Source organism: Sporomusaceae bacterium ACPt, assembly GCA_041428575.1.
GTDB classification, from domain to species: Bacteria; Bacillota; Negativicutes; order Sporomusales; family Sporomusaceae; genus Sporomusa_D; species Sporomusa_D carbonis.
The window spans coordinates 371,993-396,693 of sequence record CP155570.1 but is presented as its reverse complement, the minus strand read 5'-3'; the positions used below and the strand labels follow the sequence as shown (position 1 = coordinate 396,693).

The 24,701-nt window shown below is 47.8% G+C and carries 22 protein-coding genes; 6 read left to right on the top strand and 16 right to left on the bottom strand.

Annotated features, from left to right (window positions below; all coding sequences use genetic code 11):
* Position 1: 1 nt before the first annotated feature.
* The 9 genes from tilS to yabP form a co-directional block, all read right to left on the bottom strand.
* A complete protein-coding gene (gene tilS / locus SCACP_RS01790) occupies positions 2-1,399 on the bottom strand; it encodes a tRNA lysidine(34) synthetase TilS (RefSeq protein WP_425059744.1) in 1,398 nt (465 codons plus the stop codon).
* 3 nt (positions 1,400-1,402) lie between these two features.
* A complete protein-coding gene (locus SCACP_RS01785) occupies positions 1,403-1,852 on the bottom strand; it encodes a threonine/serine exporter family protein (protein WP_425059743.1) in 450 nt (149 codons plus the stop codon).
* Positions 1,853-1,875: 23 nt separating this feature from the next.
* A complete protein-coding gene (locus SCACP_RS01780; RefSeq protein WP_425059742.1) occupies positions 1,876-2,631 on the bottom strand; it encodes a threonine/serine exporter family protein in 756 nt (251 codons plus the stop codon).
* Between the two features lie 164 nt (positions 2,632-2,795).
* The gene (spoIIE, locus tag SCACP_RS01775; RefSeq protein ID WP_425059741.1) at positions 2,796-5,255 is read right to left on the bottom strand and encodes a stage II sporulation protein E; all 2,460 of its coding nucleotides are present in this window, start codon (positions 5,253-5,255) and stop codon (positions 2,796-2,798) included.
* A gap of 233 nt (positions 5,256-5,488) precedes the next feature.
* On the bottom strand, positions 5,489-5,911 hold the full coding sequence (locus SCACP_RS01770) for a S1 domain-containing RNA-binding protein (protein WP_425059740.1): 423 nt from the start codon (positions 5,909-5,911) through the stop codon (positions 5,489-5,491).
* A 114-nt stretch (positions 5,912-6,025) separates the two neighbouring features.
* Positions 6,026-6,313: an FtsB family cell division protein gene (locus SCACP_RS01765; protein WP_425059739.1), complete on the bottom strand. Its 288-nt coding sequence runs from the start codon at positions 6,311-6,313 to the stop codon at positions 6,026-6,028.
* 300 nt (positions 6,314-6,613) lie between these two features.
* The gene (yabQ, locus tag SCACP_RS01760) at positions 6,614-7,096 is read right to left on the bottom strand and encodes a spore cortex biosynthesis protein YabQ (protein ID WP_425059738.1); all 483 of its coding nucleotides are present in this window, start codon (positions 7,094-7,096) and stop codon (positions 6,614-6,616) included.
* 34 nt (positions 7,097-7,130) lie between these two features.
* Positions 7,131-7,859 (bottom strand): lytic transglycosylase domain-containing protein, encoded by a 729-nt coding sequence (locus SCACP_RS01755; RefSeq protein WP_425059737.1) that lies wholly within the window; start codon positions 7,857-7,859, stop codon positions 7,131-7,133.
* Position 7,860: 1 nt separating this feature from the next.
* Positions 7,861-8,142 (bottom strand): sporulation protein YabP, encoded by a 282-nt coding sequence (gene yabP, locus SCACP_RS01750; RefSeq protein WP_425059736.1) that lies wholly within the window; start codon positions 8,140-8,142, stop codon positions 7,861-7,863.
* Positions 8,143-8,369: 227 nt separating this feature from the next.
* Here yabP and SCACP_RS01745 point away from each other — a divergent pair, with 227 nt between their 5' ends.
* The gene (locus SCACP_RS01745; protein ID WP_425059735.1) at positions 8,370-8,609 is read left to right on the top strand and encodes a hypothetical protein; all 240 of its coding nucleotides are present in this window, start codon (positions 8,370-8,372) and stop codon (positions 8,607-8,609) included.
* 17 nt (positions 8,610-8,626) lie between these two features.
* On the opposite strand, the gene SCACP_RS01740 is transcribed toward SCACP_RS01745, so the two are convergent.
* The 4 genes from SCACP_RS01740 to SCACP_RS01725 form a co-directional block, all read right to left on the bottom strand.
* Positions 8,627-9,844 (bottom strand): Ger(x)C family spore germination protein, encoded by a 1,218-nt coding sequence (locus tag SCACP_RS01740; RefSeq protein WP_425059734.1) that lies wholly within the window; start codon positions 9,842-9,844, stop codon positions 8,627-8,629.
* Positions 9,808-10,932, bottom strand: coding sequence for a GerAB/ArcD/ProY family transporter (locus tag SCACP_RS01735; protein WP_425059733.1), 1,125 nt, complete (start codon positions 10,930-10,932; stop codon positions 9,808-9,810). The genes SCACP_RS01740 and SCACP_RS01735 overlap by 37 nt, the downstream gene beginning before the upstream one ends.
* Complete coding sequence (locus tag SCACP_RS01730) at positions 10,913-12,589, bottom strand: spore germination protein (protein WP_425059732.1); 1,677 nt, start codon at positions 12,587-12,589, stop codon at positions 10,913-10,915. Before SCACP_RS01730 ends, SCACP_RS01735 begins: the two co-directional genes overlap by 20 nt.
* 126 nt (positions 12,590-12,715) lie before the next feature.
* Positions 12,716-13,678: a SpoIID/LytB domain-containing protein gene (locus tag SCACP_RS01725; protein WP_425059731.1), complete on the bottom strand. Its 963-nt coding sequence runs from the start codon at positions 13,676-13,678 to the stop codon at positions 12,716-12,718.
* Positions 13,679-13,872: 194 nt separating this feature from the next.
* On the opposite strand from SCACP_RS01725, the gene SCACP_RS01720 reads away from it, so the two are divergent.
* The 4 genes from SCACP_RS01720 (at position 13,873) to SCACP_RS01705 (ending at position 19,793) form a co-directional block, all read left to right on the top strand.
* Entirely contained in the window at positions 13,873-15,795 is a 1,923-nt protein-coding gene (locus SCACP_RS01720; RefSeq protein ID WP_425059730.1) for a GGDEF domain-containing protein, read from the top strand.
* A 266-nt stretch (positions 15,796-16,061) separates the two neighbouring features.
* A complete protein-coding gene (locus SCACP_RS01715; protein ID WP_425059729.1) occupies positions 16,062-17,225 on the top strand; it encodes an MGDG synthase family glycosyltransferase in 1,164 nt (387 codons plus the stop codon).
* A 50-nt stretch (positions 17,226-17,275) separates the two neighbouring features.
* Positions 17,276-18,001, top strand: coding sequence for a zinc dependent phospholipase C family protein (locus SCACP_RS01710; RefSeq protein WP_425059728.1), 726 nt, complete (start codon positions 17,276-17,278; stop codon positions 17,999-18,001).
* A gap of 238 nt (positions 18,002-18,239) precedes the next feature.
* Complete coding sequence (locus SCACP_RS01705; protein WP_425059727.1) at positions 18,240-19,793, top strand: CHAD domain-containing protein; 1,554 nt, start codon at positions 18,240-18,242, stop codon at positions 19,791-19,793.
* 52 nt (positions 19,794-19,845) lie between these two features.
* Here SCACP_RS01705 and pstA read toward each other — a convergent pair whose 3' ends face one another.
* From pstA to SCACP_RS01690, 3 genes are all read right to left on the bottom strand, one after another.
* Complete coding sequence (pstA, locus tag SCACP_RS01700; protein WP_425059726.1) at positions 19,846-20,709, bottom strand: phosphate ABC transporter permease PstA; 864 nt, start codon at positions 20,707-20,709, stop codon at positions 19,846-19,848.
* On the bottom strand, positions 20,709-21,602 hold the full coding sequence (pstC, locus tag SCACP_RS01695) for a phosphate ABC transporter permease subunit PstC (protein ID WP_425059725.1): 894 nt from the start codon (positions 21,600-21,602) through the stop codon (positions 20,709-20,711). The genes pstA and pstC overlap by 1 nt, the downstream gene beginning before the upstream one ends.
* Positions 21,603-21,831: 229 nt before the next feature.
* On the bottom strand, positions 21,832-22,686 hold the full coding sequence (locus SCACP_RS01690) for a phosphate ABC transporter substrate-binding protein (protein WP_425059724.1): 855 nt from the start codon (positions 22,684-22,686) through the stop codon (positions 21,832-21,834).
* Between the two features lie 186 nt (positions 22,687-22,872).
* Here SCACP_RS01690 and SCACP_RS01685 point away from each other — a divergent pair, with 186 nt between their 5' ends.
* Positions 22,873-24,651: an ATP-binding protein gene (locus tag SCACP_RS01685; RefSeq protein ID WP_425059723.1), complete on the top strand. Its 1,779-nt coding sequence runs from the start codon at positions 22,873-22,875 to the stop codon at positions 24,649-24,651.
* Positions 24,652-24,701 lie beyond the last annotated feature (50 nt).

Here is a 24,701-nt window from a genome sequence, read left to right as displayed (position 1 = left end):
TTCAAAATTCCCCCTGTTTAATAGTTAATTTCAGAAATTTTTGCGTCTGCCCGGAAATCCGGCCATGTTCACTTTGCCGGTACCCGGCCACCCAGATGATATTATCCTGATCGGCAATAACCGGCACATTATCCCGCTCAGCCTCAGGCACTTTAGCATCAATTAAAAACTCTTTAAGCTTTTTACTGCCGCCCAGCCCCAACGGCCGAAACCGGTCGCCGGGCAACCGCGACCGCATAATAAGCGGCAGCTTTAGCCGCTCCAGATCAAATAGTGCCGTATCCCGCCCCTGTCGCTCAGGTAGCGAGGAAAATATCTCTGCCAGCACTACCACCCGGCCGTCCGCGTCTGCCGGTGTTACCCCCGGCACAGCCACTTCTACCGGCTGTAAGCGCTCCGGCCGCCGGAACAAGTCGTGAGGCGCCCCAGCCATCTCCAACTCAAACCCGGTATAGGTTTTCCGGGCAATAAGTCCGCCAGGCAATGTCAGCACCGCGCCTACTGTTCCTGATAATGCCATTGTAAGTAATTTTTCCACATGACTGAAGCTTATTCCTGTCAGCGAGCCACGCTTTTTCTCTATCGCCTGCCGGATTAATTCGCGTTGCACCGCAGCATGCAGTTCAGCCAGTTTTCCGCTATCAATACAGACGTTGCCGTCAGCAGCAATCGCTGATGTTCCCCACTGCTTGGCCGCTTCCCGACAAATATAATCATGCTCGTCCCCGGTCAGTTCCGCCAGCCGTAATAATGCCTCACGTATGGCCGGATTATAGTCTTGTTCCAGCGTTGGCAGCAGTTTTAACCGGATACGGTTCCTGAGATAATCGGTCTTAAAATTGGAGCTGTCCTGGCACGGAGTCAGATTGTGCCGGGCGCAATATGTCTCAATCTCCGGGCGGCTGACCGCAAGGAGCGGCCTGATTATACCTTCGCTCCTGGGTCGCATACCTTTAAGGCCGCTGCTGCCTGCTCCCCGCAGGAGGTTAATTAGAACAGTTTCCACCTGGTCATCACGGTGATGTCCGGTAGCAATGTGCGCTCCGCCCCACTGAGCGGCCACTTCGCGTAAATATCGGTACCTGAGCAACCGGGCAGCTTCTTGCGGCGACATTTTATTATCCGCAAGATAGGCCGGCACATCAATGTCCTTAACATGACACTCCAGTCCGAGACTTGCGGAAAATGCGGCAACAAAATCAGCTTCAGCGGCGGCTTCGGCTCTGAACATGTGGTTTACATGGGCTACCGCCAAACTAAAGTGACATTCTTCTTTCAACCTATTAAGCACATGCACAAGCACCAGCGAATCAGGCCCGCCCGAACAAGCCGCCACGATCCGGCTGCCAGGTACAAGCAGGCCATGTTTAACGGCCCAGTTTTTTACCTTGTCAAGCATACACTATCCCCGGCTCCCTACTTGATAGTCTGCGTTGGTGCGCGTCAGGCGATACAAAGTAGAACTTACAAAAATACCAAAAGCAATGGCGCCCCCGGTTAAAGCCGTCTGCATTCCCATAGCCACGCCGTCATTGAAATGGCTTTCAACCATGTAACGCATAGTAGTATACGCCTCCCGGCCCGGCACCAACGGAATGAAACCGGGAACAATAAAAATTGTCGCCGGCTTTTTCAAAAATCGGGCTAATAGTTCGGCTAACAAACCTACTGCCATACTGCCTAAAAAATTAGCCATAATCGTACTTATACCGCTTGATGCTACAGTAAACATAACAGTCCACCCCACTAATCCAATAGCGCTGACGTATAGCAACAGACTGCGGGGAATGCGGTAAAGCACGCCAACGGCAATACCCATAGCAAATACCGCTGCAAATTTAATAATTAACATCCTGTTCCTCGCATTTATGGCCTCTATCGAACCGCCAGAATGATAACAACCCCCATGGATATCGCCACAGACGTAAGCGCCGCTTCCAGACCGCGCGATAAGCCACTTAAAAGATCGCCGGCGATGACATCGCGAATTGCGTTGGTTATCGCCACCCCCGGCACTAAAGGTATAATACCGCCGACAACAATATTATCAGGCTTTACATCAGGCCACATATGGCTAAACAGCATTCCCACAAGCGCGGCTGTCATACCGCCAAAAAAATCAAAGGTAAACTTGACACCATGCAGGCGAGAAATTATATGAGCAATATACCGGACAATGAGCGCGGTGACAAAAGCCGCTAAACTCTCGAATACTCCGGCGTTTAAGAGCACAGCGGCCGCGCCGCCCACCACCCCTGACGCCAGCATGGAGGGAACAAGCGAAAAGCCGGTACGTTCCCGGGCGATCCTTTCCAGATGGCTGTAGGCACACTCATAGTCCATCCGCCTGTCGGCCAACCGCCGGGAAAGCTCATTTACCTTAGCAATGCGGTCAAGGTTGATCGTCCGGTCATGCACCCGCCGCATCCGTGTGCTCGTCCGTCCGGTACCGTCTGTGACAGTTACAAACACACCGGTAGGGATGACAAAACTCTCTACCTTGGTTGCACCGCAAGCCTGAGCGATATGAAACATAGTTTCTTCCACCCGGCTGGTTTCAGCCCCGTTTTTGAGCATAATCTCCCCGGCCAAAATAGTAATGTCTAATATCTGCTCTAACAGAATTGGCATATTTCCTCCCGTACCTGTCAATATTGTCAATTCGCGCCATGCACCGTAATTTCCTGCCATAAAACAGTCATTATAATAGTGTTTCCGGACACATAAAAAATAAACGGGGCTTATGCCCCGAAATGATGGATAGATAACCCCCCATCTGTAATACTGTCGCATAGTTATTGTACAATTTCCGGCCGCTCGGCCACCCTTGCCACCAATACGGCCATATCATCCCGCGCCGCTCCGCCTGATAGCTCGACCGCCTGCCTGAGAAGCCTGTCCGCAATGTCTTGAGGCCGCTCACTACCCAGGCGGCGCAGGAAATTGGCCACCCAGTTTTCCTTATCTGTGCCGCGCGCGGCGTCAATAACCCCATCACTTACCATAACAACGATATCTCCTGGAACAAGCATTCGCCTTATAGGCTCAATTTGTATATTTTCCAATATGCCCACAGGCGGCGTCGCTGAGTTGATGATTGAGACTTCCCGTACACGTTTGATATAACTTGGTGCCGAGCCAACTTTCAAAAATTCGGATTCACCGGTAAACGTGTCAATTACCGCCATATCAACTGTGGCAAACATATCACCCGGCATTTTTATCAGCAACAGGGAGTTGACTGTCTTAACGGCTGTATCAATATCAAACCCGGCTGCCAAAAGTTGTTGCAAAAACTTCACCGCTTGACTACTGCTCTCGGCCGCTGCCTCACCACTACCCATGCCATCGCTTAACATAAGTGCCATCCGGCCCCGGCCGACAGGCTGGGCAACACAGGTATCCCCCGATATTCCGCCTGCTTCTTTGGCTATTATCGCCACACCTGTTTCTACATGGTAGCGTTCGGACAACTGCATCGTCAATTTACAATTTTTATGCCGCACTTTATTGCCGCAATCAGCGTGCAGTGTCATTTTTTCCTGTAACAGGTTGGCAGTCAGCGGCAAAATCGTATTAATACATTCCCGTGTACCGCTGCACGGCAGCTTATGTGCTTCCACCGTAACCTTCCCCCGTTCGCTATATACACGTACGCCTGTCAACTGACAGTCCAGCATAGCGGCCCGCTCAGCCAATATTTCTCCCATTTCATCGTCAGTTTGCGGTATTTTTTTTAGTTCCTGCGCTAAATTTCCAATGATCACCCCGGTAGCTTTCATCTGTTCTCCAGCCATTTGACGGCACTCATTAAGCTTCTTATGCCAATACCAGTGTGCCTTATTGCTTTCGGCTACCTGGGCTATAAGGTCGATAAGCGCCTGACGGTTTACGCACAAGCCTTTAATTATGTCAGGCACAGTTCCCGCTTTTAATTTACCAGCCTCAGCCAAAGCCAGCATGTCAAGCATGGCCTGATAAGTCTGGTAGAAGTCCTGATCCCAGCATTCACTCCTTCTCACACATGGCCCGCATACCTTCTCCCCAATCGCTGACAACATCTGGGCCATCTGGCGTTCTTGAATCTGCTCATGATAAGCAGCTTGCTCTTTAGCGTTGCCTGAATTAAACATCCCGGCCAAATCACTAAAAATGCCGGCAATATGAGTAAGCTTGTCCACTGCCGCCTTTACCGCCTGCAGAGCGGCTTCGTCCTTGACAGGACCGTCCTGGCAGGCTTCATGCCATTGACTTAGCTTAGCGGCAGGCACCAGCATAAACGCTGCGCCTGCTGCTGACGCTTCCACCAGCACCAGTAAGAGTTGGTCCGGTTGTCCCATATATAAAACGGCAATGGCACTGCCTAATATGAAACCAAGCAATACGGCCGCCTTGCCTATTCCCTTAAATAGTCCTCCCAGCATCCCGGCCAGAGCATACATGGCGATGGCCGGTGCCGCATCACCATCACTTAACCCGATCACCAGCCCGGTAACTACACCTACTGCTGCGCCAAGCCCACAACCGCCTGTAAATGAAAGTGTCATAGCAATAAGCGAACCGGCTATATTCCGCAAACTATAGTCATATATTGTTAAGCTGCCCAGACCGGCAACAGCGGTGGCCAGCATAATTATTCCACAAATCAAGGCTTCAGCACCCGATTGGCGAACCTTATCACTATTTAGGAAGAGCGGCACCCCATGTTGAAAAATGAAAGTCAATACCATACATAACGTCGCCTCAAGCACTACCAGCAGCATACCGTATAGTGACGACTCCCGCCACGGCATAAGCACCATGCCGCTTAAAAATACACACGCAAACATAAACAGTGGAATTGCTTGAACCTTTTTCTCGTAGCGTGTCAGCTTGTCCGACAAACGCCAGTATAAGAGCATGGATAGCAAATATATTATTGCCTCTTGATAAAATCCTGCACTAAGCACACCGGCTAACACCCATATCCCGGCCGCAGCCGCCCGTTCCCGCGCCACTCCCGCAACGGCGGCAAAGAGAGCTAAACCGAACGGAGCTACTTCGCCTAAGAGTGCTACCCGCCCAATGAGTAGCGCCATGATATTGACCGGTAAATTCTGCTGATGAAATAGCATTTTGCCGACAATCATGACCCCGCCAAATAACTCCCGCCAGGAAAGCCCGGGCTTGTCCCCGTTCATAGTTTCTGCCGGCGGCCTACCAGGCGGTGCCTGGAGGATTTCTTCAGGCAGTGTAATAACAGATACTTTTGGCATGATTCCTCACCCCTGTAAATTGTGACTTATATCGTGACTAAAATTTTACAGAAGTTTCCAATAAAATGTTTGTCTGTTTAAGTCACGCTCGCGGCAAAAAAATCCGACACAGACCCAAGTGAAAATGCAAAAAACCACCTGACATGTTACTGCCAGGTGGTTCAAGTTACATCATAAAAGCCATATCATTCCAGTATTTGTCGAATATCTATAAAAAAAACTATGACTGTCTGTTATTCAGCCCGGCGAGCTGGACCACCCCGGCCGCCGCTACCACCACGCTTGGACTCGGTATTACGCTTCAAATCAGACAGGCGTTCATCACTGTCTTTTAAAAACTTACTCAGTTTATCTTCAAACGACATGCTGTTAACTCTATTGGAACGCCGAAAATCGTTGGCATGTTGCTTTCTTGGTGCGGGAGGTTGCAACTGCTTAATTGACAAGCCAATTTTGCCGCGATCATCTACAGATAAGACTTTAACTTTAACTTTGTCCTGCTCCTTCAAAAAATCCTTAACATCGCGGACGTATACGTCAGCAACCTCGGAGATGTGAATCAGGCCTACCTTTCCCCCCGGCAATTCGACAAACGCGCCGAAATTCGTTATGCCGGTCACAACTCCTTCTACAACACTGCCAACTTCAATGGACATACTAATCAAACTTCCTCCTTAATTTCTTTCGTACTTTTAAAATTAAAATCCCATTGGGGAACCCGCAATCCATATTATACTCTTGATGATGAAAATGTGTCAAGGAAAGACGCTTTACCTGGCAGGAATATACGGAACTTCACCGGGTTTTACCAGTCCCAGTTGTTCACGAGCTACTTTTTCAATATAGTCCACCGTGCTTAGTTTCTCCTTTTCAGCAATCAAGCTCTTATTTACCTCCAGGACCTCGTTCATCCTAGCATTGACATTGTCGGTTTCACGACGGATTCGATACATTTCGCCCTGCTGAGCAATAAAAACATAGCAGAAATATCCGGCCATTATTAAAATACACAGCTTAAACCAACTAAACCGTCTCAAATTCCTGCGTTTTTGCGCCATAAGACCTCACCATACTGCCTTGATGTTTTATGTATTCGCTGCCTAAGCGACAAATCCTCTTTCGATTTGGAAATTATATCAAATTTATCCGGCATTGAGGTTAGTTTTCGCTCGGGTACAACTATATAGTATCCAATAAAGATTTACAGGCGTGTTGTTAGTATAAGCGTAAGTCAAGCGCCAGCGGTGGAGCGTTACTAACAACACGCCCAGAAAAAAATCTTTATTGGATTTCATATAGGCAAAGTCGCTGGGTTGGCTCAGCTAAGCATCACAAATTTGTCTGATGCCGGTTTCGCCTTATAGTGGCGGCACTTCTTCCGGTGGTGGTGGTGGCGGCGGACGCCAGCGTCTATACCATGCTCTGCATTTCCTGTTCATATATTTAAAGGGCAGCAAGGATGTCCGAACAATTAATGTTACCGGTTTTATAAATGTGAATAAAAACACCAATTTAGCAAATCGCCATGCTCTGGCTGCCAGCCTCAAGAGCGTTATAAGCAGCTTGATAACATGGCGGCTAGCCAGACGGTAGTATGCGGCTACTCCGAGGAACATCGCAATAAAAACATAAAAACGCAATTCGCCCCAATTACCCAAAATTAATGCTAAAAACGCAACTCCGGCTGCAACCAGCCAATACACAAGATCGGTAACCGATGTTATCAGCCATGGCGGCCGGAAAAATCCCCGCAACACCCGGTACACGTCAAATAATACTCCTAACAGCATTGCGGTTGCGCCAATCAGCAAAAATGTGTTTACCTGCGTAGAAAATTCCACCCGCCCACCTCCTTATTTACAGCAATCCTACTCTTCAACGCCAACGAAACGATTTATGACGCCGATACAAGTACCTGCCAAGGATCATAATTGCCACCAAAGTTGCGGTCATGGTCCACTCCAGCATATACGCAAGTCTCAGCCAGCTTTCAGCCGCCATCCCGGTAGGCGGTCTGCGCCCGCTCACCTGATACCAATAGCTTACTACCCGTTCCACATATTCTGTCGTTTCGGCATAGGGCGGCACACCGCCGTACTTGTCAACAGCTCCCGGCCCGGCATTATACGAGGCAACTGCCAGTTCGGCGTGGCCACTGTACCGCTTGGCCAACTGGCTAAGATAAAATGTGCCGACGGCAATATTTAATTCAGGATTATAAAAGCAGTCACTGCCGCACTCCCCCTCATGCCGTCCACTGCATATTTTAGCCTGGCTGTTAACGAGCCGCCAAGTACCGGGCATAACCTGCATAAGCCCATAGGCCCCGGCTTTAGACAACGCCCGGGGCTGAAAAGAGCTTTCGGCTTTAATCACAGCAGCTACCAGTTCAGGACTAATACCATACGTTTTACCAGCCTGATTAATTAGGTCAGTATATGGCAGGCCGCTCACTTCCCGCCAATCGGCAATTCCTTCTGTAAAATCGGCGTAGATGGTACGGTGGCTGTAGTCAGCCAGATAGTGGGCAAGACTGTGCACCGCCACCTGGACCGCAAGGGCGGTAATGAAGAACAGCCACAGCGATAATGCCCGGGTGCGCACGTTACTTCAAAAACCGTTCCAGCAACCCTTTTTTCTGGCGTTGCCCATCTTCATAATTTATACCATGTACTGTTCCTTCGATAATAATGTTGCCTTGTTCCAAGTTTAGCTGCTTAATATTAAGGCCCTCCCCCCGGATGGTTAGTATGCCCTGTTCGGTTTCCATGACAATTTCCTTCTCGTCATAGCTTCCTAAATTAAGCACTCCGTCAACATTAAGTTCCTCCCGGTCAATCAGAGTAAACTGATGCCGCCACTTGGGCGTTTTGTTATCTATCGGCATAACTATTCCCTCCTGATCAATGCTATTTCAAGTTATGTATATGCGGAAAAAGAATGAGTTAGTACCGAAACCGCACCGCAATATATTTAAATCCTTATACAGGAATATGCTTTTTCCCCAGAAAAAAGCAGCCGGGCATCAGACCGGCATTACTTTTATTCGCGTCCATATTACACATACTATTAGCAACAAGTTGCCGCCATTCTGCCACAACCGGAGTGATTATAATGGAATCATTCAGCCAAGGATATACAGCATGGGAACACATCAGGTTTGTTGTAGTTCATATGATACAGATGGAACTTCTGGTGGTTTTATTAAGTACGGCATTGGCCGCCTGGTGGCTATCGACTGTGCTAAAAAAGCAAAACAACAGGGTAGGTGAACAACTTCTGTCCCGGAATATCGCTGCCGCTTACACATCAATGCTGTTGGCATCGTGGCTGGCCGGACGGGTTTTCAGATAAAGAGAAGACGATGTCACCTAATTATGTTCTCCGATATTTTGAATAGATACCCTAACGTCAACATATAAAGGGATGGTAGGAAATATATCATCCCACTGGTCTTGAATCCGGGCCCATGTTCTTGGCTCATAAGCTTTTAGGTATTTTTTGAAATACATTGTATCAATCCCCTCCCGTCGGGAAATGTTGAGTGAGTGTGAAATATTACGTTTAATTTCCTCAGCAACAAGCTCCTCAGCCTTTTCCATAAAGGCAGTATCATAGGAATTATGAAACTGCTGGCAGGTTACTTCACTAATGTTCCCTCTTATTGTAATGCTTAACGTAAAGTAGATATTGTCCCCCTCAACATGCGGGGTAAGGATAGTATTATACCGGAAGATTTCAAAACTTACCCCATGACCGGGATGCTCCGGGCAACTAAAAGAAATAATACCTGACTTAATATTTCCGCGGGCCAGGCGTACCCCCTTTATTGTATACTCATCCCAATAGCCGATAAATTTATCTTGTCTAAATACCGCCAAACCATTGAACTTAACCTGCTTATCTTTATATTCCAGCCGGGGCAGCAGCACGTCGCCACCATTGTCAAGCGTCTGGGAGGTAAAACCAAGGTCTGTCCTTACCGATCCGATATGCGGGTCTCTCGCGTAGTGCCTTGAGATGTTAGACAGAAACATCCCGCCCGTTTCCCCGGTAGGCGGTTGAAAATCCAAAACTTTCCGGGCTTCTCCGGGAACGATGTAGAGTCTTGTCCGCCAGCGCATTTCTGCATCCCGTCGCCAAAAATCTATTATCTGCCGCAGACTGTATTCCTTTACCACTGCGTCGCTAATTAAAATAGCCTGTATATGCTCAAAATAAAGCCCCTTGCTGGTTTGGCCCAGCATGTCTCTAATCATTTCATGTATGAACTGCCCGGTATTGGACACGACAAACGTCTTACCCTCACTTTTTGATTCCGCGGCCCTGCCGGCAGGTGTTAATTTCAGCACTTGCACACTTAAGCGCAACGGCTTGGTTCCCACCCCTTGCGTAAACGTCTCTAACTCACTGCCGCCAGTTTTTCCCTTTTCAGCCAAATCTATGGCAACGGCTATAACAAACCCCCGCTCCTGCAGTTCCCGCCGGTCCCAGCAGCCAGCCGTCAACAAACAACACACCAATAAGATACACCCGAGTAGCCCCCGACTGTTCACGCTGAAGTCACTCCTTGCCGGCGCTGTTTCCATTTGGCGACAAGATAAGTAGCAGGAATAACGCCAAAAGAAAATACCAGGCCAGGCCACTGGACATTACCAGCAAAAAATTCAAATACAGTAAGGTCATGCAGGCTGAGTCCCCCGAAAAAAAGGACAGGCAGAAATAATAGAACAAAAGGACGATGATCAATATAGCCGTGGATTTCGGCTGCAGCTTTGGCAATAATAAACAGGTTTACCGCGCAGGTAATAAACATTATGGGGATCCATGCCAAAAACAAATAGTTATCAAGCCGCTCGACAAAAGTTCCCGGCAGTTCCACCCCGCGTATTGCCACCAGAGTCGGGTACGGAGTGGCGTTAATGCCGTCTACCGTCTGGGTGCCGATGACCATAATTATTGTTATAACCATCAAAATGGTTTTCAAAGCAAAAGCGCTTCCTATCGTTTTTACAGGACTGGTATTGGCCCGGTAAACCCAGGGCAGAAAATACAGAATAGATTGATAGCCGAAATAGAAACTCTGGCTCTCTAATGAAGCGCGAAATATTGCCGCTAAATTAACAGGCCAAAAGGGATAGAGATTTATAAATTGAAAGTTAATAAAACCAAGCATTATCATTCCCATCAGCATGGGCAAAGCAGAAAAAAAAAGAATATGACTTACCCGTATCACTGTACCAACGTCCTGAACAGCGCAGTAAGCTGCAATACCAATCATGGTTAATGCAATAACCTCAGGCGGCGTTCTGTCAAACATAAAAAACACGATTTCCCTGGCAAACATCTGAATGCGTACAAAAAGTTCACCTAAAATTACTACTATAAACCACCACACTATAATCACAGCCGCCCGCCTTCCCCAGATCTGCTGCAAGTACCGAGAAAAGCTGTCACCGGGAAATAAATTTCCTAACTTAATCATAAGGTATGCCACGCCAAAATACAGAGCACCGCCAAGCACGGGAATCAGCCAAGCAAAATGCCCGGCTAACGATACAAGTACTTTAGGAGAAGAAACAACGGCAGCGCCTGCACCTGCTACGGCAATTACAATAGCAAGCTGCCAGGGAGACATTACATTTCTATTTTCGAGATTATCCAATATTCTCACCATGCCTATCCCGCTCCTGCACACCAAGCTCTTTTGGCCGCGCGCCAATATTCTGCTGGGGCAAGCGCAAAACCTGGTCTGTCCAGTCTTCCAATAATGTGATGTTGAACATGCCGCCGAGATAAGACTCGCCAAAACTCCGGAGAGCGCAAAGATGTACTGTAACTATCAATAATCCGATCATAACTCCGTATAACCCCAGGATTGAAGCCAAAATGAGCATTGGCACACGAAAAACCCGTAAAGCCATGCTGAAACTCCAGGACGGCAGTGTGTAGGAAGCAATAGCCGTACTGGCAACAACAACTACTAATAATGGGTTAATAAGCCCAGCCTCAACAACAGTATTGCCAATAATAAACCCGCCCACTACACTGGCAGCACCGGCAATTTTCTGCGGCAGTCGCGAGACAGCTTCCTGAAAAATCTCTAAAATCATTTCCATAGCCACTGCCTCCAGAAAAGAGGGAAATGGTGAGCGGGCCCGTAGTTCACCAACCGATATGGCCAAAGTTGTTGGCATAAGCCCCGGATGGAAAGATACTACCGCGACATAAACAGACGGCAGATAAATCGCAATAAAAGCCGATATATGGCGACTGAAGCGGACCAAGCTGGAAACTATCGTTGGCATAGTATAGTCTTCCGGACTCTGCATGATCATATTGTATGTACAAGGTGCCAGCATAGTAGCCGGCGTATTGTCGATGATAATGGCTACCCGTCCCTCGTAAATGGAAGCAACCACCTTGTCCGGCCGTTCGGTAGTCTGAACCTGCGGAAATGGCGTCCAAGGGTTGTCAACTATGTATTCTTCAATATTAAAAGAAGCCAGCACCCTGTCAATTTTGATACTCTTAAGACGCCGCTCCACTTCTTCTAATAAGCCTGGTTTAACCAAATTGGCCACATAAACCATAGCTACGGCAGTTTTGCTGCGCTCGCCAATTTTGATGATTCTAACCTTGACATTAGGATCCCGGGCCCGCCGCCTGATTAGGACAATATTATCGGATAAAGTCTCATTAAATGTATCATGCGGCCCTCTCATTACATCTTCAATGCCTTGTTCTACGCTGCGTTTTACATGCTTTACCGTCCCCACTACCAGGACTTCAGCCACATCGTCAATAAGAAGCAGCGCCTTCCCGGCCATAACTGATTCAATGGCTTCTGTCGCCTTGCTTACTACGGTAACGTCGGTAACACTCAATTTTTCATTAACAAGCGTACTAAGGTTCGCTATTGTTGCCTGGGTGCCTGAGGATTGCGTTGACGGCTCTGATGTAGCTGCCTTGATTACATTTTCACTGAGCACGTCAGTATCTGTCATACCGTCAAGATATACGAGCAGGGCCTGATTACCGTATAAGTTGAAGGAACGCATTTTAACATCGTCGCAGTCCCGGAAAACGGTCTCTAATAACCGTTTGTTTTCAGCTATACTATCTGTAAAAACAAACGGCTGACCTTCCGGTGCCGCAACCTGACGCAGGTCAGCCACAATTTCGGACATCTCCTCGCCTAAACGGGCACTCTCATTGATCAACTTCTGCAAATTATGCAGTTCTCCCCGCGCCCGTTCCAGCGAAGCCAGTGATAATTCATCGGAAAGTTTATGAATACCACTATGATCTTGACCTTTTTTTCTATCTCCCACCTGCATCCCCTTCCAGAATAGCTTCTTGGTACATTTTACGGTTTATCCATAGTTTTCCGCAAAATCTTTCCGGTATGCAATTCCAGGAGGAAAACCAACTGCCAGGCAAATGCCTGGCAGTTGGTTTTAGTTCCAGCGTTTTTCGACTTGAACGCCTTTAAAGTAGTGAGCGACAATTTCCTCCGGTTTCTTGCCGTCTTTGGCCATACGGTTGGCCCCCCACTGGGACATGCCCACACCATGGCCGTAACCTTTGCCGGCAAAAGTCACGTTTTCTTCACTTACTTCAATTTTATCTAACAGCATAGACTTAAGCTTAGTGCTGTCTAACGCCACCCGGAAGTCAGGCCCTGACACTTCAGTATCTTTATTAACCATCAGCACGGTAGCCCGACCGGAAGGACCTTTTTGCGCTATTTCCATACTGCTAATGTCACTGACCTTTTTGCCTATCTTGGCCAGAGCGGCTATGACATCTTCTTTAGGAAAAATAATTGTCCAGTTTTTAATGTCATCAGGTGCCAGGTCGTCAGGTGACTGTACCGACTGAATATACGGTGGCTCGGCTTCTTTATAGTTAAGCCCTTCCTTGGCTGTGGCTGTAATGCCGCCGGCAGACGCGTGAAACCAGCTTTTAATCGGTTTCCCCTGATATGTCATAATCATGCCGCGGGTCATTTGAACAGCTTTCCTAACATTATCGTTAATGTCCTTGGCATTGTAAGCCTGAAACTCTTTGATATCAGTCGAAGCTTGTGTGCCGCGTTCAGGAACGCCGCCCTTAGTTTCAATTGCTTCCACAGTAAATGTACGAGCAATGATCGCCTGGGCTGCCAACGCTTCAACCGGCCAGTCGTTCTTCATTTCCCCGGCCACTACGCCGGCAATATACTCTTCCATCTTCATGGTCTTCTTTTCGCCTGTCTCATGCATAAACACGGTAATGTCAGGTTCATTTTGCCGGACTGTCTGCTTAGGCGCTGCCGGCGCCTGGGGAGTTTCAGGTTTTTTCTGCGGCTGGCTACAGCCAGCCAGCGCCAGACACAAGCATAAAAGCAGTATCAGCGAAACAACATTTTTTTTGCTCATCCCTATATACACCTCACTAAAGATAATCTTTACTTATTATTATGGCAAATGCAAACCTGATACATACATTTCCAAAATTTTAACAAACTCCTAACAAATTGCCGCTACTTTCGAACTATAATATTTATATATGTATACATCTCACCCATCACTTACACTTACCCATGCACCACTAGGTTAGGGAGGAATAGCGTGTGACACTTAAGCTGCCTCAATGGTTATATAATATATATAGCGGTATTATAGCCTTTGATACCGTGAAACTTAATATCAACACCCTGGCTCTGTCTGGTACGCCGATACCGGCTGGACATGCTTACTCCCCGGCTGATTTACAACAGGAACTAGAAACAATTATCAAAGAGAAAAAAATTACCCCTGTTTATCAACCAATCGTTAATTTAAAAACAGGCGCTGTCATGGGTTATGAAGCGTTAAGCCGCGGCCCGGTTAATAGCCCGCTGCACTTTCCTAATAAACTATTTAGTGTTGCCATTGAAAACAACCTGTTACTCACACTAGAGCAAGTTTGCCGGGAAGCAGCACTTAGCAAGATAACTTCATTAGGACCTAATCAAAGGCTATTTCTCAACATGAACGCCGAAGTTGTCAAAGATCCCCATTTCCGGGGCGGACTTACCAAGGCATTTGTTATCCAGCGCGGCCTCAATCCCGCCCAAGTTACTTTTGAGATAACCGAACGTACAGCAATCACTGATTTTGACAGTTTCAGCAAATCACTCAACCATTACCGCCAGCAGGGTTATAGTATTGCCGTAGATGACGCCGGGGCCGGTTATTCCAGCCTCCAGGCCATTGCCGAGCTTAAACCCAACTATATAAAATTAGACCGGTCCATAGTACATGATGTTGATAAAGATCCACATAAGCAAGCCATGCTGGACGCCATGACCAAGCTGGCGGCTGCCATTCACAGCAAACTGATTGCCGAGGGGATTGAGAGCGCTGACGAATTGGCCGTGCTCATAAGCAAGGGTGTACATTACGGCCAAGGTTATTTACTGGCGCGGCCGGGGTTCCCGCCGCCTGAAATACCGCAGGAGGTACTTGAAATGATTGCCGAGTACAATTTCCAGGACGTTCAGGCTAAGTCCCGTTCCCGCAAGGGTCTGGGAGTCAGCATTGGTGAAATTATCCAACATGTCCCAACAGTAACACCCGCGACGGTTGTCAGTGCCGTCGAAGAAATCTTCACAACCCAGCAGGTAAACGGCATTGTCGTCGTTGATGATGACCAGCCTGTCGGGCTATTAATGAAAGATAAGTTATACTATCAATTAGGCACTAATTACGGGATATCACTTTACTACCGCCGGCCTGTCGACCGGGTTATGGACAGAAGTCCGCTAATCGTCAATGCCGAACTGCCGCTGGAAGCTGTGTCACAAATGGCTATGAGCCGCGAAGACTACCACATCTACGACTTAATTATTGTTGTCAGAGATGGTAAATTCTTAGGTGTAGTATCAATTATGTCACTGTTAAATAAAATTACCAACTTGCAAATCCGGCGGGCCCATAATTCTAATCCACTTACCGGTCTGCCAGGCAACTTGGTCATTGAAGACCGGCTGAAAGAACTCGTCGAGACTAAAGAACCTTTTGCCGTTATGTATCTTGACCTTGACAATTTTAAAGCGTACAATGATAAATATGGCTTTGAACGCGGGGACCGGGTACTGCGCCTGACTTCACAAGTTTTGAGCCGCAGTATTGGCAAGTCAGGTTCTACTGACGACTTTTTGGGGCATATCGGCGGCGATGACTTCATAATCATTACCCAGCCCAAATACGTTCAAGACATTTCCCAAAGTATTATTGATCTATTTGACCATGAAGTTAAAACCCAGTACCATCCGGACGACTTAGCCAAAGGATATATAGAAGTAAAAAACCGCCGGAGACAACTTGAACAGTTTCCGATAATCTCCATTTCCATTGCGGCCGTAACCAACGAATATCATACGTTTCACAATTATCTTGAGATAGCCGAAGTGGCAGCCGATCTTAAAAAATTGGCTAAACAACGCGCTGGGTCATGCGTTGTATGCGATCGCCGGAGCAATGCATCCCGGGTTAACAGCCAAATAGTTTAGAGACTAACGCGCCGCGCTGATATTGCACCTTATCAAGCAATTTCGCGGCGTTTTTCCATTATATATAGTATCCAATAAAGATGTACAGGCGTGTTGTTAGTATAAGCGTAAGTCAAGCGCCAGCGGTGGAGCGTTACTAACAACACGCCTAGAAAAAAATCTTTATTGGATTTCATATAGATTTAACGCCTTATTAACTTGGCGTTAACAGTCTCAAGCCTAAATCATGCTAAAATAAAAATGAGGTTAGTGACGAGGTGATAACTTTGTCGTCAAGAATTAAACCGGCAAAAATTATGCTGGTCTCAGCGTCTATTGGCGCCGGGCATACGCAAGCCGCCCAGGCAGTTAAAGCAGCTATCGAAAATCAAGGGCTGGCCACAGCCGAAGTGGTCGATTTTATGGCCGGTGAAAACTCTTATCTCAACACGCTGGTTAAAGAAACTTACCTCAAAATGATTGACATTTTCCCCGATATGTACGACCTTTTGTACCGCTGGTCGCAAATGCCGCGGCCAGGCAGCAAAGTACAAGGCCTCATGGCTATTGCCATGAAGCGGAGCATGCTCAGATTGATTAACGCTTACCGGCCGGACGCTATTATTTGTACTCACCCTTTCCCCTGTGGCGCGGCTGCCTATCTTAAGCGGACCCGCCGGATTAACCTGCCGTTGGCCGGCGTTATTACCGACTTTGCCGTGCACCGGCTTTGGTGCTATAACGAAACTGACTTATATTTTGTCGCCACCCCTGAACTGAAACAGGAGTTAGCTGCCCAAGGTATAGCGTCTGCCCGCATTCACGCCACCGGTATTCCGGTTGGTCCCAAATTTATCCTTCAACCGGATGTGGCAGCGCAAACGGCCTTCCGGGCCAGTTTGGGATTTACTAACAGCTATCCTATCGTACTTATAATGGGAGGCGGCCTCGGGCTTGGCGATCTAGAACAGGCAGTCCTGGCTATTGACACTCTGTGCCTGCCGCTCAATCTGGTGGTGGTAACCGGACGCAACGCAACACTCCGCCGCAGTCTTTTAGCCAAAGCCAAATCCCTTACCCACCACATCAAGGTACTTGGCTATACCCAGCATGTTCCCGAACTTATGGCTGCCGCCGATCTGTTAATAACCAAACCGGGCGCGCTCACCATTAGTGAAGCATTATCCAGGCACCTCCCCATAATCTTGTGTCAAGCCATTCCCGGGCAGGAAGAGGAAAATGCCGCATACCTAACGCGCAAAGGCGCTGCACTGCGTGCAGACAGTAACCATAGCTTAGCCAGCCTTGTCTATGAGTTATTAACCCATTCTGAGCGGCTCAACTATATGCGGGAGATGGCCGCCATGCTTGGTCGTCCGACCGCCGCCCCAACCATAGCAACCACTGTCTGGCAAGAACTGTTCAACGCTGAGGCGGCAGCCGGGCGCTAAATTGCCTTGTTAAGGGACTGTTCTTGCCTGACTTGATTGGGAGGAGAAACATGAAAGCCGAGTCATTGCCGACAGCATCCATAACAGTAACAGGCGCCAAATTGCTGCTTGCCACTGTTAGCCCCTTTCAAGGCTTGTTTGACCGCCCCAGTGTAACACATGAATTTTTAAACCAACAGGCAATCACTATTTTGCGTACCGACGGCGTAATTCACTGCGCTGATTTCTTTCAAAAATACCTTGCCGAACTTAATGCCGGTGTCTACTGGGCCGATAAGGGCTGGAAAAACGTCAGCCATTATTATGAACCAGGTACAGGCAAGGGGTTATGGCGGTTTGCCACCGCCCTTGACGATTTCTCTATCTACTATAACGCCGCGCTCACCAGTGCCCGGCAGCGGGATTTGGCCAAAGGCGCATTCTTTTTGGGCGCAGCCGCCCATTTAGTCCAGGACTTGTGTGTGCCGCACCACGCCCGGGCTAAACTGTTTTCCGGCCATAAGGAATATGAAAACTGGGTTAAAGACAACCACGCCTCGTTCGTTGCGCAAAATGAAGGTCTGTATCTGGCTGACACTAATCCTTACGCTCTGCTTGTAAGCAACGCGGCAGTAGCCGCCGACTATCTCGACTTGGTAACAGAAGAAAACCATACCCGCTTTCACGCCGTGACTGCTATCCTCCTCCCCCGGGCTCAACGCGCCACCGCCGGGTTATTTGAGCGCTTCTACACCATGGCCGCAATAAACAAAAAACCTAAGATTATCGTAGCTTAGTACCTACATAAAACTGAGCTGCCAGAATATGAAAAACTAAGGCATGTATCAGGTCCTTTGGGAGGCCAGGCACAAGCCTTAGTTTTTCGTTATCAAGGGAAGCTCTTACTTGCTCGTTTTTTGTAAATTAGTTTTCTCTAATTTTTCCATGTATAATACAGGCATTATAAAGCCAAATCGCGAATATACTATGAAATTGGCAAATTGGGACATACCATAGATAAGGAGGTCTTTTCTAATGTCCAACACGGAAGCTGAACTCAAATTGCGGTTGGCTGACCCTTCCTGTCTTGACCGCTTATTAACCTCCCCACTGCTTGGTGAATTGTCTGACCAGCCCCCGCGTAAGCAGACACTTGAAACTACTTATTATGATACCAGCGACCAGCGCTTGTTAAAATCACGTCTGTCTTACCGGTTGCGGCTGGCAGACGGCAAGTGGACAGCCACCGTCAAGGCTGATGGTTCAAGCAATGGCGGCTTGCACCAGCGGGCTGAATATAATATACCGGTAGATAGTCCAACGCCTGACATCGGTCAATTTATTGCCACCGATATTGGCGTGAGATTAGCCCAAGCTGTTGGCGACATGCTGTTAGCGCCGATATTTAGCACAAGATTTGAACGTCACATCCTGGATATTAAAACACCGGACGGCAGCAATATCGAGCTGGCGCTTGACAATGGCGCTATTATCGCCGGGGACAAACAGCAACACATTTTGGAACTTGAACTGGAATTAAAGGACGGCAACCCGCTGGCCCTAGTCTGGTTAGGCGCGGCATTAGCCCAGGAATTCCCGCTATTGCCTGAGCAAGATAGCAAGCTGTACCGGGCCATAGTACTGGCAGGCCTGGTTAACAATCTCAGCCGGAACAACCCCGCGCCTCCGCCGCTCCAAAAAACCAGTAGCGCCACCTCAGCCTATCTGGTACTCAGCCAAGTTATTATTTTTTATATTCATGAAGTAATCAGAACACAGCAACTCTTTTTATCCAATCCTGACGACATTGAAACACTTCATGATTTCAGAGTAACTCTGCGCAGGCTCCGCGTGCTCATTAGTTTCGCAAAACCGCTATTGCCGGCTGAAGGCTTTGCTGCTTGGCAAGACAAGCTTCGCCATATTGGCAGTCAACTCGGCGCGGTCCGCGATCTTGACGTGTTCAGCCTGGCCTGGAACCAACTCACTGACTATATGACCGAAATAGTACCTACCGCCAAACCGGTATTATCGACGCTCATTGCCGACAAACGCCAAGCCGCAAGAAACAAATTATATGCCACTGTTGCCGCCGGCCAATCAACCCCGGTGCTGCTTGGCCTATGGGCCTTCATTCAGGAATGGGCCGAAACGCGTGCTGACGATAATCTCCTGCCATTTGCCGATTTTGCTGAAAATCGCTTATCCGGATGGGTTAAAAAGTTTTTGAAAATGGGTAATAACATTAACCTTGCCGACATGAATGCCGTTCATAAACTAAGGATTGCCGGCAAAAGGATCAGGTATGCTCTTGACGCCCTGTCGCCTGCCCTGCCTGACAATACCCGCCTGCTTTCCAAGCGTCTCAAAGAACTGCAAAACCTATTAGGGCGAATTCACGACATCGCCTTTACCCCGGCGCTCATAAACGAACTTGTCAAGGCCTCAGCCAGCCGCCTTGCCCACCGTGATGCCGGCCTAATTATCGGCTGGCAGCTGGCGCAATCGTCAGACGCCGTAGCTGACTGGGGAAAAATATGGCCAAAAACGAAAAAGGCCGCCGCCAAATTTAAGCATACTGCCCCGTAGTTACTCAGACCGAAAATTAAGTCCTGAGATGGGAAATCTCAGGACTTAATTTTTAATGATCTGAACCAGCCAATTTGCGTTGAATGTATTTGCTGGGCAATGTAAACATCAAGTTGAAAATCAGTATTGTGATTATCAAGAGCGCGCCAATTCCATTGGCAATCTCTATCCGGTCAGGCACCAAGCCAACAGCCATTACGTACCACATGTGCACAGCCAACGTTTCTCCTGCCGCCAGTATGTCAAAATCAGGCAGATTACGGGATACTGTAGTACCGGCGGTAAATATCAAAATGGCTGTTTCCCCCAGCGCCCGGCCTGCTGTCAGGGTAATGCCGGTAATGATTCCAGGCAACGCATTAGGAAGGATAACCCGCCAAATAGTCTGCCATTTTGTGGCGCCAAGCGCCAAACTTGCTTCCCGGTAATAAGCAGGCACCGTCCTGACGGATTCTTCCGTCACCCGTACGAGCACCGGCAGGTTCAAAAGCATAAGCGTGAGCGAGCCGCCGATAATACTAAAGCCCACGCCGAGCATGTTGACAAAAATAATCATTCCGAACAAACCCAGCACAATGGAAGGAACAGTGGCCAGACTCTCAGTGCTCAGCCGGATCATATCTGTCAGCCGGTCATTGCCGGCATACTCGGCCAGATATATGCCGGCGCCGATGGCCACCGGAATGGAAAACAGCATAGACAGCACCAGAATATAGAAGGAATTAAAGAGCTGCGGACCAACACCGCCGCCGGCATAAATATCGCTCGGCATACCGGTAATGAATTTAAAAGTTAACACCGGCAGCCCTTTGTATAATATGTATCCTAAAAATATAACCAGTATGCCCAGGATTACAATTCCCGCCAGCCACATCAGCACGGTAGCGGCTTTATCTACACTACGCGACGATACCATTAGGCCAGCCTCCCCTTGGCAATCCGCCTGATTACCAGAATCATCAACAACGATATCATAAGAAGCACAAGAGCCATGAGAAATAGCGAATTGCCCCAAGCTGATCCAAAAGGTGTATTACCCATTTCCACAACGATTTCGCTGGGAAGCGTCGATGTCGGCATAAATAACGATTTAGCCAGTTGCGGTGTATTGCCAATAACCATTTGCACCGCCATAGTCTCACCAATCGCCCGGGCCATAGCCAGAATGATAGCAGTTAAAATACCGGGCAGCGCAGACGGCAACAGCACTCGTGATATCGTTTGCCAACGGGTAGCGCCCAAAGCCAATGATGCTTCTTCGAGAGTTTTGGGCACCGACCTGATGGCATCCTCCGAAATACTAATGATGGTCGGCAATATCATAATCGCCAGAATAATAGCGGCTGCAAACAGACCGAAACCGGTATTTACATGAAAATACTCGCGGATAAATGGCACTAATATGGTCAAACCGACGAAACCATAAACAATGGAGGGTATGGCAACATATAAATCTGTTGCCGGACGCATAATCTCCCGCAACCACTGTGGCGCAATTTTAGCCATAAAAATGGCTCCCGCCAAGCCAAGCGGCGCACCAAACAATACGGCCAGTACCGTAACGTAAACCGAACCCATAATAAAGCTAAATGCGCCATATCTGTCGTCAGTCGGGTCCCATCTAGCCGATGAAAAGAATTCAAGCGGGCTTACTTCCTTAAAAGTCATTAATCCTTGCTGGCCTACAAATACAATAATTGACAAAATTATCACAGTCATTAGAAAAGCGCTTGCAATAAATAAATAGCGCACATACCGGTCATACAACAACTTCAGTTGGTGTTCCCGGTCGCCGGCGGCAGTTACCATTAACAGTTCACATCCTGTCTAAAAAATAGTTTTTGTTCAATTATACGCCATTAGTGTGCCACCTTTTGTTAATGCAATGTTAAAGTTTTGTTAATTTTATTGAACTACCTTTGTATACACGAAGCATACAAGAAGCCTTGCACCGAATTGGCACAAGGCTTCTTGTTATTCAGTTATTCAATATTCAGTTGTTCTATCCAATGTCAATGATTCAATTGTTGGTCGGAAACTACTTTTTCATTTTAGTGATAGGAATAAAACCGCTTTTCTCAGCATAAGCCTCTTGGAATTCTTTGCTCATAACAAAATCGATGAAGGCTTTCACAGCACCGGTAGGTTCTCCCTTAGTATACATGTGCTCATAGGCAAAAACCGGATACTTGCCGTCAATAACATTTTCCGGACTAAACTTTACGCCATTATATGCCAGTGTTTTCACAGTATTGTCGGCATACGGGGCGTCAACATAACCGATAGCACCCGGAGTGCTGGCGATAGCAGCTCTCACAGCGCCGTTAGAATCCTGGATAACAGCGTTATCAGTAAATGCAGCGCCTTTTAAAACAATTTCGGCAATGGTAGCGCGGGAACCTGAAGATTTGGCGCGGTGAATAATGCTAATTTTTTGGTCTTTACCGCCAACTTCTTTCCAGTTGGTAATTTTGCCGGTAAAGATATCAATATATTGTTGCTGAGTCAGATTATCAACGGTTACATCAGGATTGGTTATGAAGACAAACGGAGCCACTGCAACTTGATGATCAACCAAACCTTTGTCTTTAAGTTCAGGAGTCAAAAAAACGTCAGAGTTGCCGATATTAACCGAACCGGCAGCAACTTGGTTCATGCCGGTGAAAGAGCCGCCACCGGCAATATTAACAGTCACTTTCGGGTTTTTCTTTTGAAACTCTTCCTGTGCCGGTTTTAAGAATGGTAACAATGCGGTCGAGCCGGATGCAGTTACTGTTCCGGATATTTCGGCCTGAGCTTTGGGAGCTTCTTTTTGGCCGCCACAGCCAGCTAGCAGGCTAACACCCATCATCATGGCCAGTGCGCCTGCTAAAAATTTTTTAGAAAACTTCATGGTTGTCATTGACCTCCTCGCGAGTTTGTACGCTTAATACGTTTTTATTGTAAATTATTTCGCACTATCGTGTGTTAAGGAAATGTTAAAGGAATGTTAAGAAAAACCAAGTAGCCTTTATGCTTTAGTTGGGGTATTATTTGTAATAGCATCAATAAAATTCATGTAGGGAGGAAAAGCTCCACCATGTTTGTCCGCAACCTCCGCAATCGATTGGTCATCTCGTTTCTGGCTCTCATTATCTTTACCCTGACTGCGCTTGGCGGCTATATACTTTGGTTTTTTTATCAGCACAATATTGCCAGTCTTACTGCGGCCATGCTCAGTCAGGGCAAAATCATTGAAGAACTTATCTACCGGGACATGTCCGGCCCTCTCCAGAAAGCCCAGATCGACGAAAAGATTAAAGAACTTGGCTCCCGTATTGACTTAAGGATAACTGTTATTGACGCCACCGGCGCCGTGATTGCCGACTCCCAGCAAAACCCCCAGCTTATGGAAAACCACCATGACCGTCCTGAAGTGATTGAAGCTCTTGCCGGACGAAATGGTTACTCGATCCGGACAAGCACAACGCAAGACCGATCACTGTTATATGTTTCCACCCCGGTTTTCTACCATGCCGAAATTATCGGGGTCGTCCGCGTGGCTATGCCGCTTGACCACGTAGACGCCGGTTATAATAGGATACTGTCGGCCATTTTGGCTGCCAGTTTATTAACCTCACTTGTCGCCGTAGCCTTCAGTCTGGCACTTGCTCACAAATATACCCGACCGCTTGAGGAAATTATTCATACCGCCAACGAGATTGCCGAAGGACATCTAAGCAAACGGGTATTTATCAAAACAGGCGACGAACTTGACATTCTGGCTCACGCGCTTAATAACCTGACATCCAGCCTGGAAGACAAGGTCAATGATACTATCGCCAAAACGCGACAGTTAGAGCTTATTTTACAAAACATGGGTGATGCCGTTATTCTCTTTGACCGCTACGGCAAAGTCACAACCGCCAATAAGATGGCAATGACCATCTTTGGCATAACAGAACAAATGATTGGTCAGCATAACATTCAGGTTATCGGTAATAGCCTGCTAGACCAGGCTATGCAGGAAACAATTTCGCAAAAAGGAGCCAGGTTCATTGACCTCAAAACCAATATTCACGGAAAAAAACGGGTATTTCAAGTGTTCCTGGCCCCTGTCACCAGCAGCGAAAATCAAATTACCGGCGTACTCAGCGTATTTCATGATATAACAACACTGCAGGAAATGCATGACCGTCAGGCCGATTTTGTTACCAATGCCTCGCATGAACTGGCTACCCCTCTTACCGCCATCAAAGGGTTTGCCGAAACACTGCTGGATGGAGCGCTTGAGCAGCCCCAACTAAGCCAAAAGTTTGTCCGGATTATTTACGATGAGGCCGACCGCATGCACCGGCTGGTGCAAGATCTCCTCAAACTGGCCCGGCTAACCGCCCATGAATACCGTGAACAAATAAAACTGGAACGGGTAAGCATCACGCCGGTACTGGAAGCGGCCAAACAAGATATGTTGCCCCGTTGGCAGCAAAAAAGTCACAATATTACGTTGGAGTGCAGTTCGGAACGGCTTGCCGCCCTGGCTCACCCTGACTGGCTTAAGCAAGTTGTTGTAAATTTGCTGGAAAACAGCATCAAGTATACCCCGGCAAACGGTAAAATACTGCTTAAATGCTGGCAGGAAGGCAACGAAATCAAGATTATAGTCAAAGACTCCGGCATTGGCATTCCCGCTAAAGACCTGCCCCTTATTTTTGACCGTTTTTACCGGGTTGACCGGGCACGGGCCCGTACAGCCGGCGGCACCGGTCTGGGCCTCGCCATCGCGAAATTTATTGTTGAGATGCTGGGTGGCCGCATTGAAGTTGAAAGCATGGTAGACGTAGGTACGACATTTACAATAACACTGCCTAGTGCGTAATTAGCAGTATAATCATCAAATCTAACCCAAAAGTAAAAAGCGGGACTGCT

Bases quoted from the DNA above. Each gene is read 5' to 3' on its own strand.
- tilS (WP_425059744.1), bottom strand. From the start codon at position 1,399: ATGCTTGACAAGGTAAAAAACTGGGCCGTTAAACATGGCCTGCTTGTA.
- SCACP_RS01785 (WP_425059743.1), bottom strand. From the start codon at position 1,852: ATGTTAATTATTAAATTTGCAGCGGTATTTGCTATGGGTATTGCCGTT.
- SCACP_RS01780 (WP_425059742.1), bottom strand. From the start codon at position 2,631: ATGCCAATTCTGTTAGAGCAGATATTAGACATTACTATTTTGGCCGGG.
- spoIIE (WP_425059741.1), bottom strand. From the start codon at position 5,255: ATGCCAAAAGTATCTGTTATTACACTGCCTGAAGAAATCCTCCAGGCA.
- SCACP_RS01770 (WP_425059740.1), bottom strand. From the start codon at position 5,911: ATGTCCATTGAAGTTGGCAGTGTTGTAGAAGGAGTTGTGACCGGCATA.
- SCACP_RS01765 (WP_425059739.1), bottom strand. From the start codon at position 6,313: ATGGCGCAAAAACGCAGGAATTTGAGACGGTTTAGTTGGTTTAAGCTG.
- yabP (WP_425059736.1), bottom strand. From the start codon at position 8,142: ATGCCGATAGATAACAAAACGCCCAAGTGGCGGCATCAGTTTACTCTG.
- SCACP_RS01745 (WP_425059735.1), top strand. From the start codon at position 8,370: ATGGAATCATTCAGCCAAGGATATACAGCATGGGAACACATCAGGTTT.
- SCACP_RS01740 (WP_425059734.1), bottom strand. From the start codon at position 9,844: ATGGAAACAGCGCCGGCAAGGAGTGACTTCAGCGTGAACAGTCGGGGG.
- SCACP_RS01735 (WP_425059733.1), bottom strand. From the start codon at position 10,932: ATGGTGAGAATATTGGATAATCTCGAAAATAGAAATGTAATGTCTCCC.
- SCACP_RS01725 (WP_425059731.1), bottom strand. From the start codon at position 13,678: ATGAGCAAAAAAAATGTTGTTTCGCTGATACTGCTTTTATGCTTGTGT.
- SCACP_RS01710 (WP_425059728.1), top strand. From the start codon at position 17,276: ATGAAAGCCGAGTCATTGCCGACAGCATCCATAACAGTAACAGGCGCC.
- SCACP_RS01705 (WP_425059727.1), top strand. From the start codon at position 18,240: ATGTCCAACACGGAAGCTGAACTCAAATTGCGGTTGGCTGACCCTTCC.
- pstA (WP_425059726.1), bottom strand. From the start codon at position 20,709: ATGGTATCGTCGCGTAGTGTAGATAAAGCCGCTACCGTGCTGATGTGG.
- pstC (WP_425059725.1), bottom strand. From the start codon at position 21,602: ATGGTAACTGCCGCCGGCGACCGGGAACACCAACTGAAGTTGTTGTAT.
- SCACP_RS01690 (WP_425059724.1), bottom strand. From the start codon at position 22,686: ATGAAGTTTTCTAAAAAATTTTTAGCAGGCGCACTGGCCATGATGATG.
- SCACP_RS01685 (WP_425059723.1), top strand. From the start codon at position 22,873: ATGTTTGTCCGCAACCTCCGCAATCGATTGGTCATCTCGTTTCTGGCT.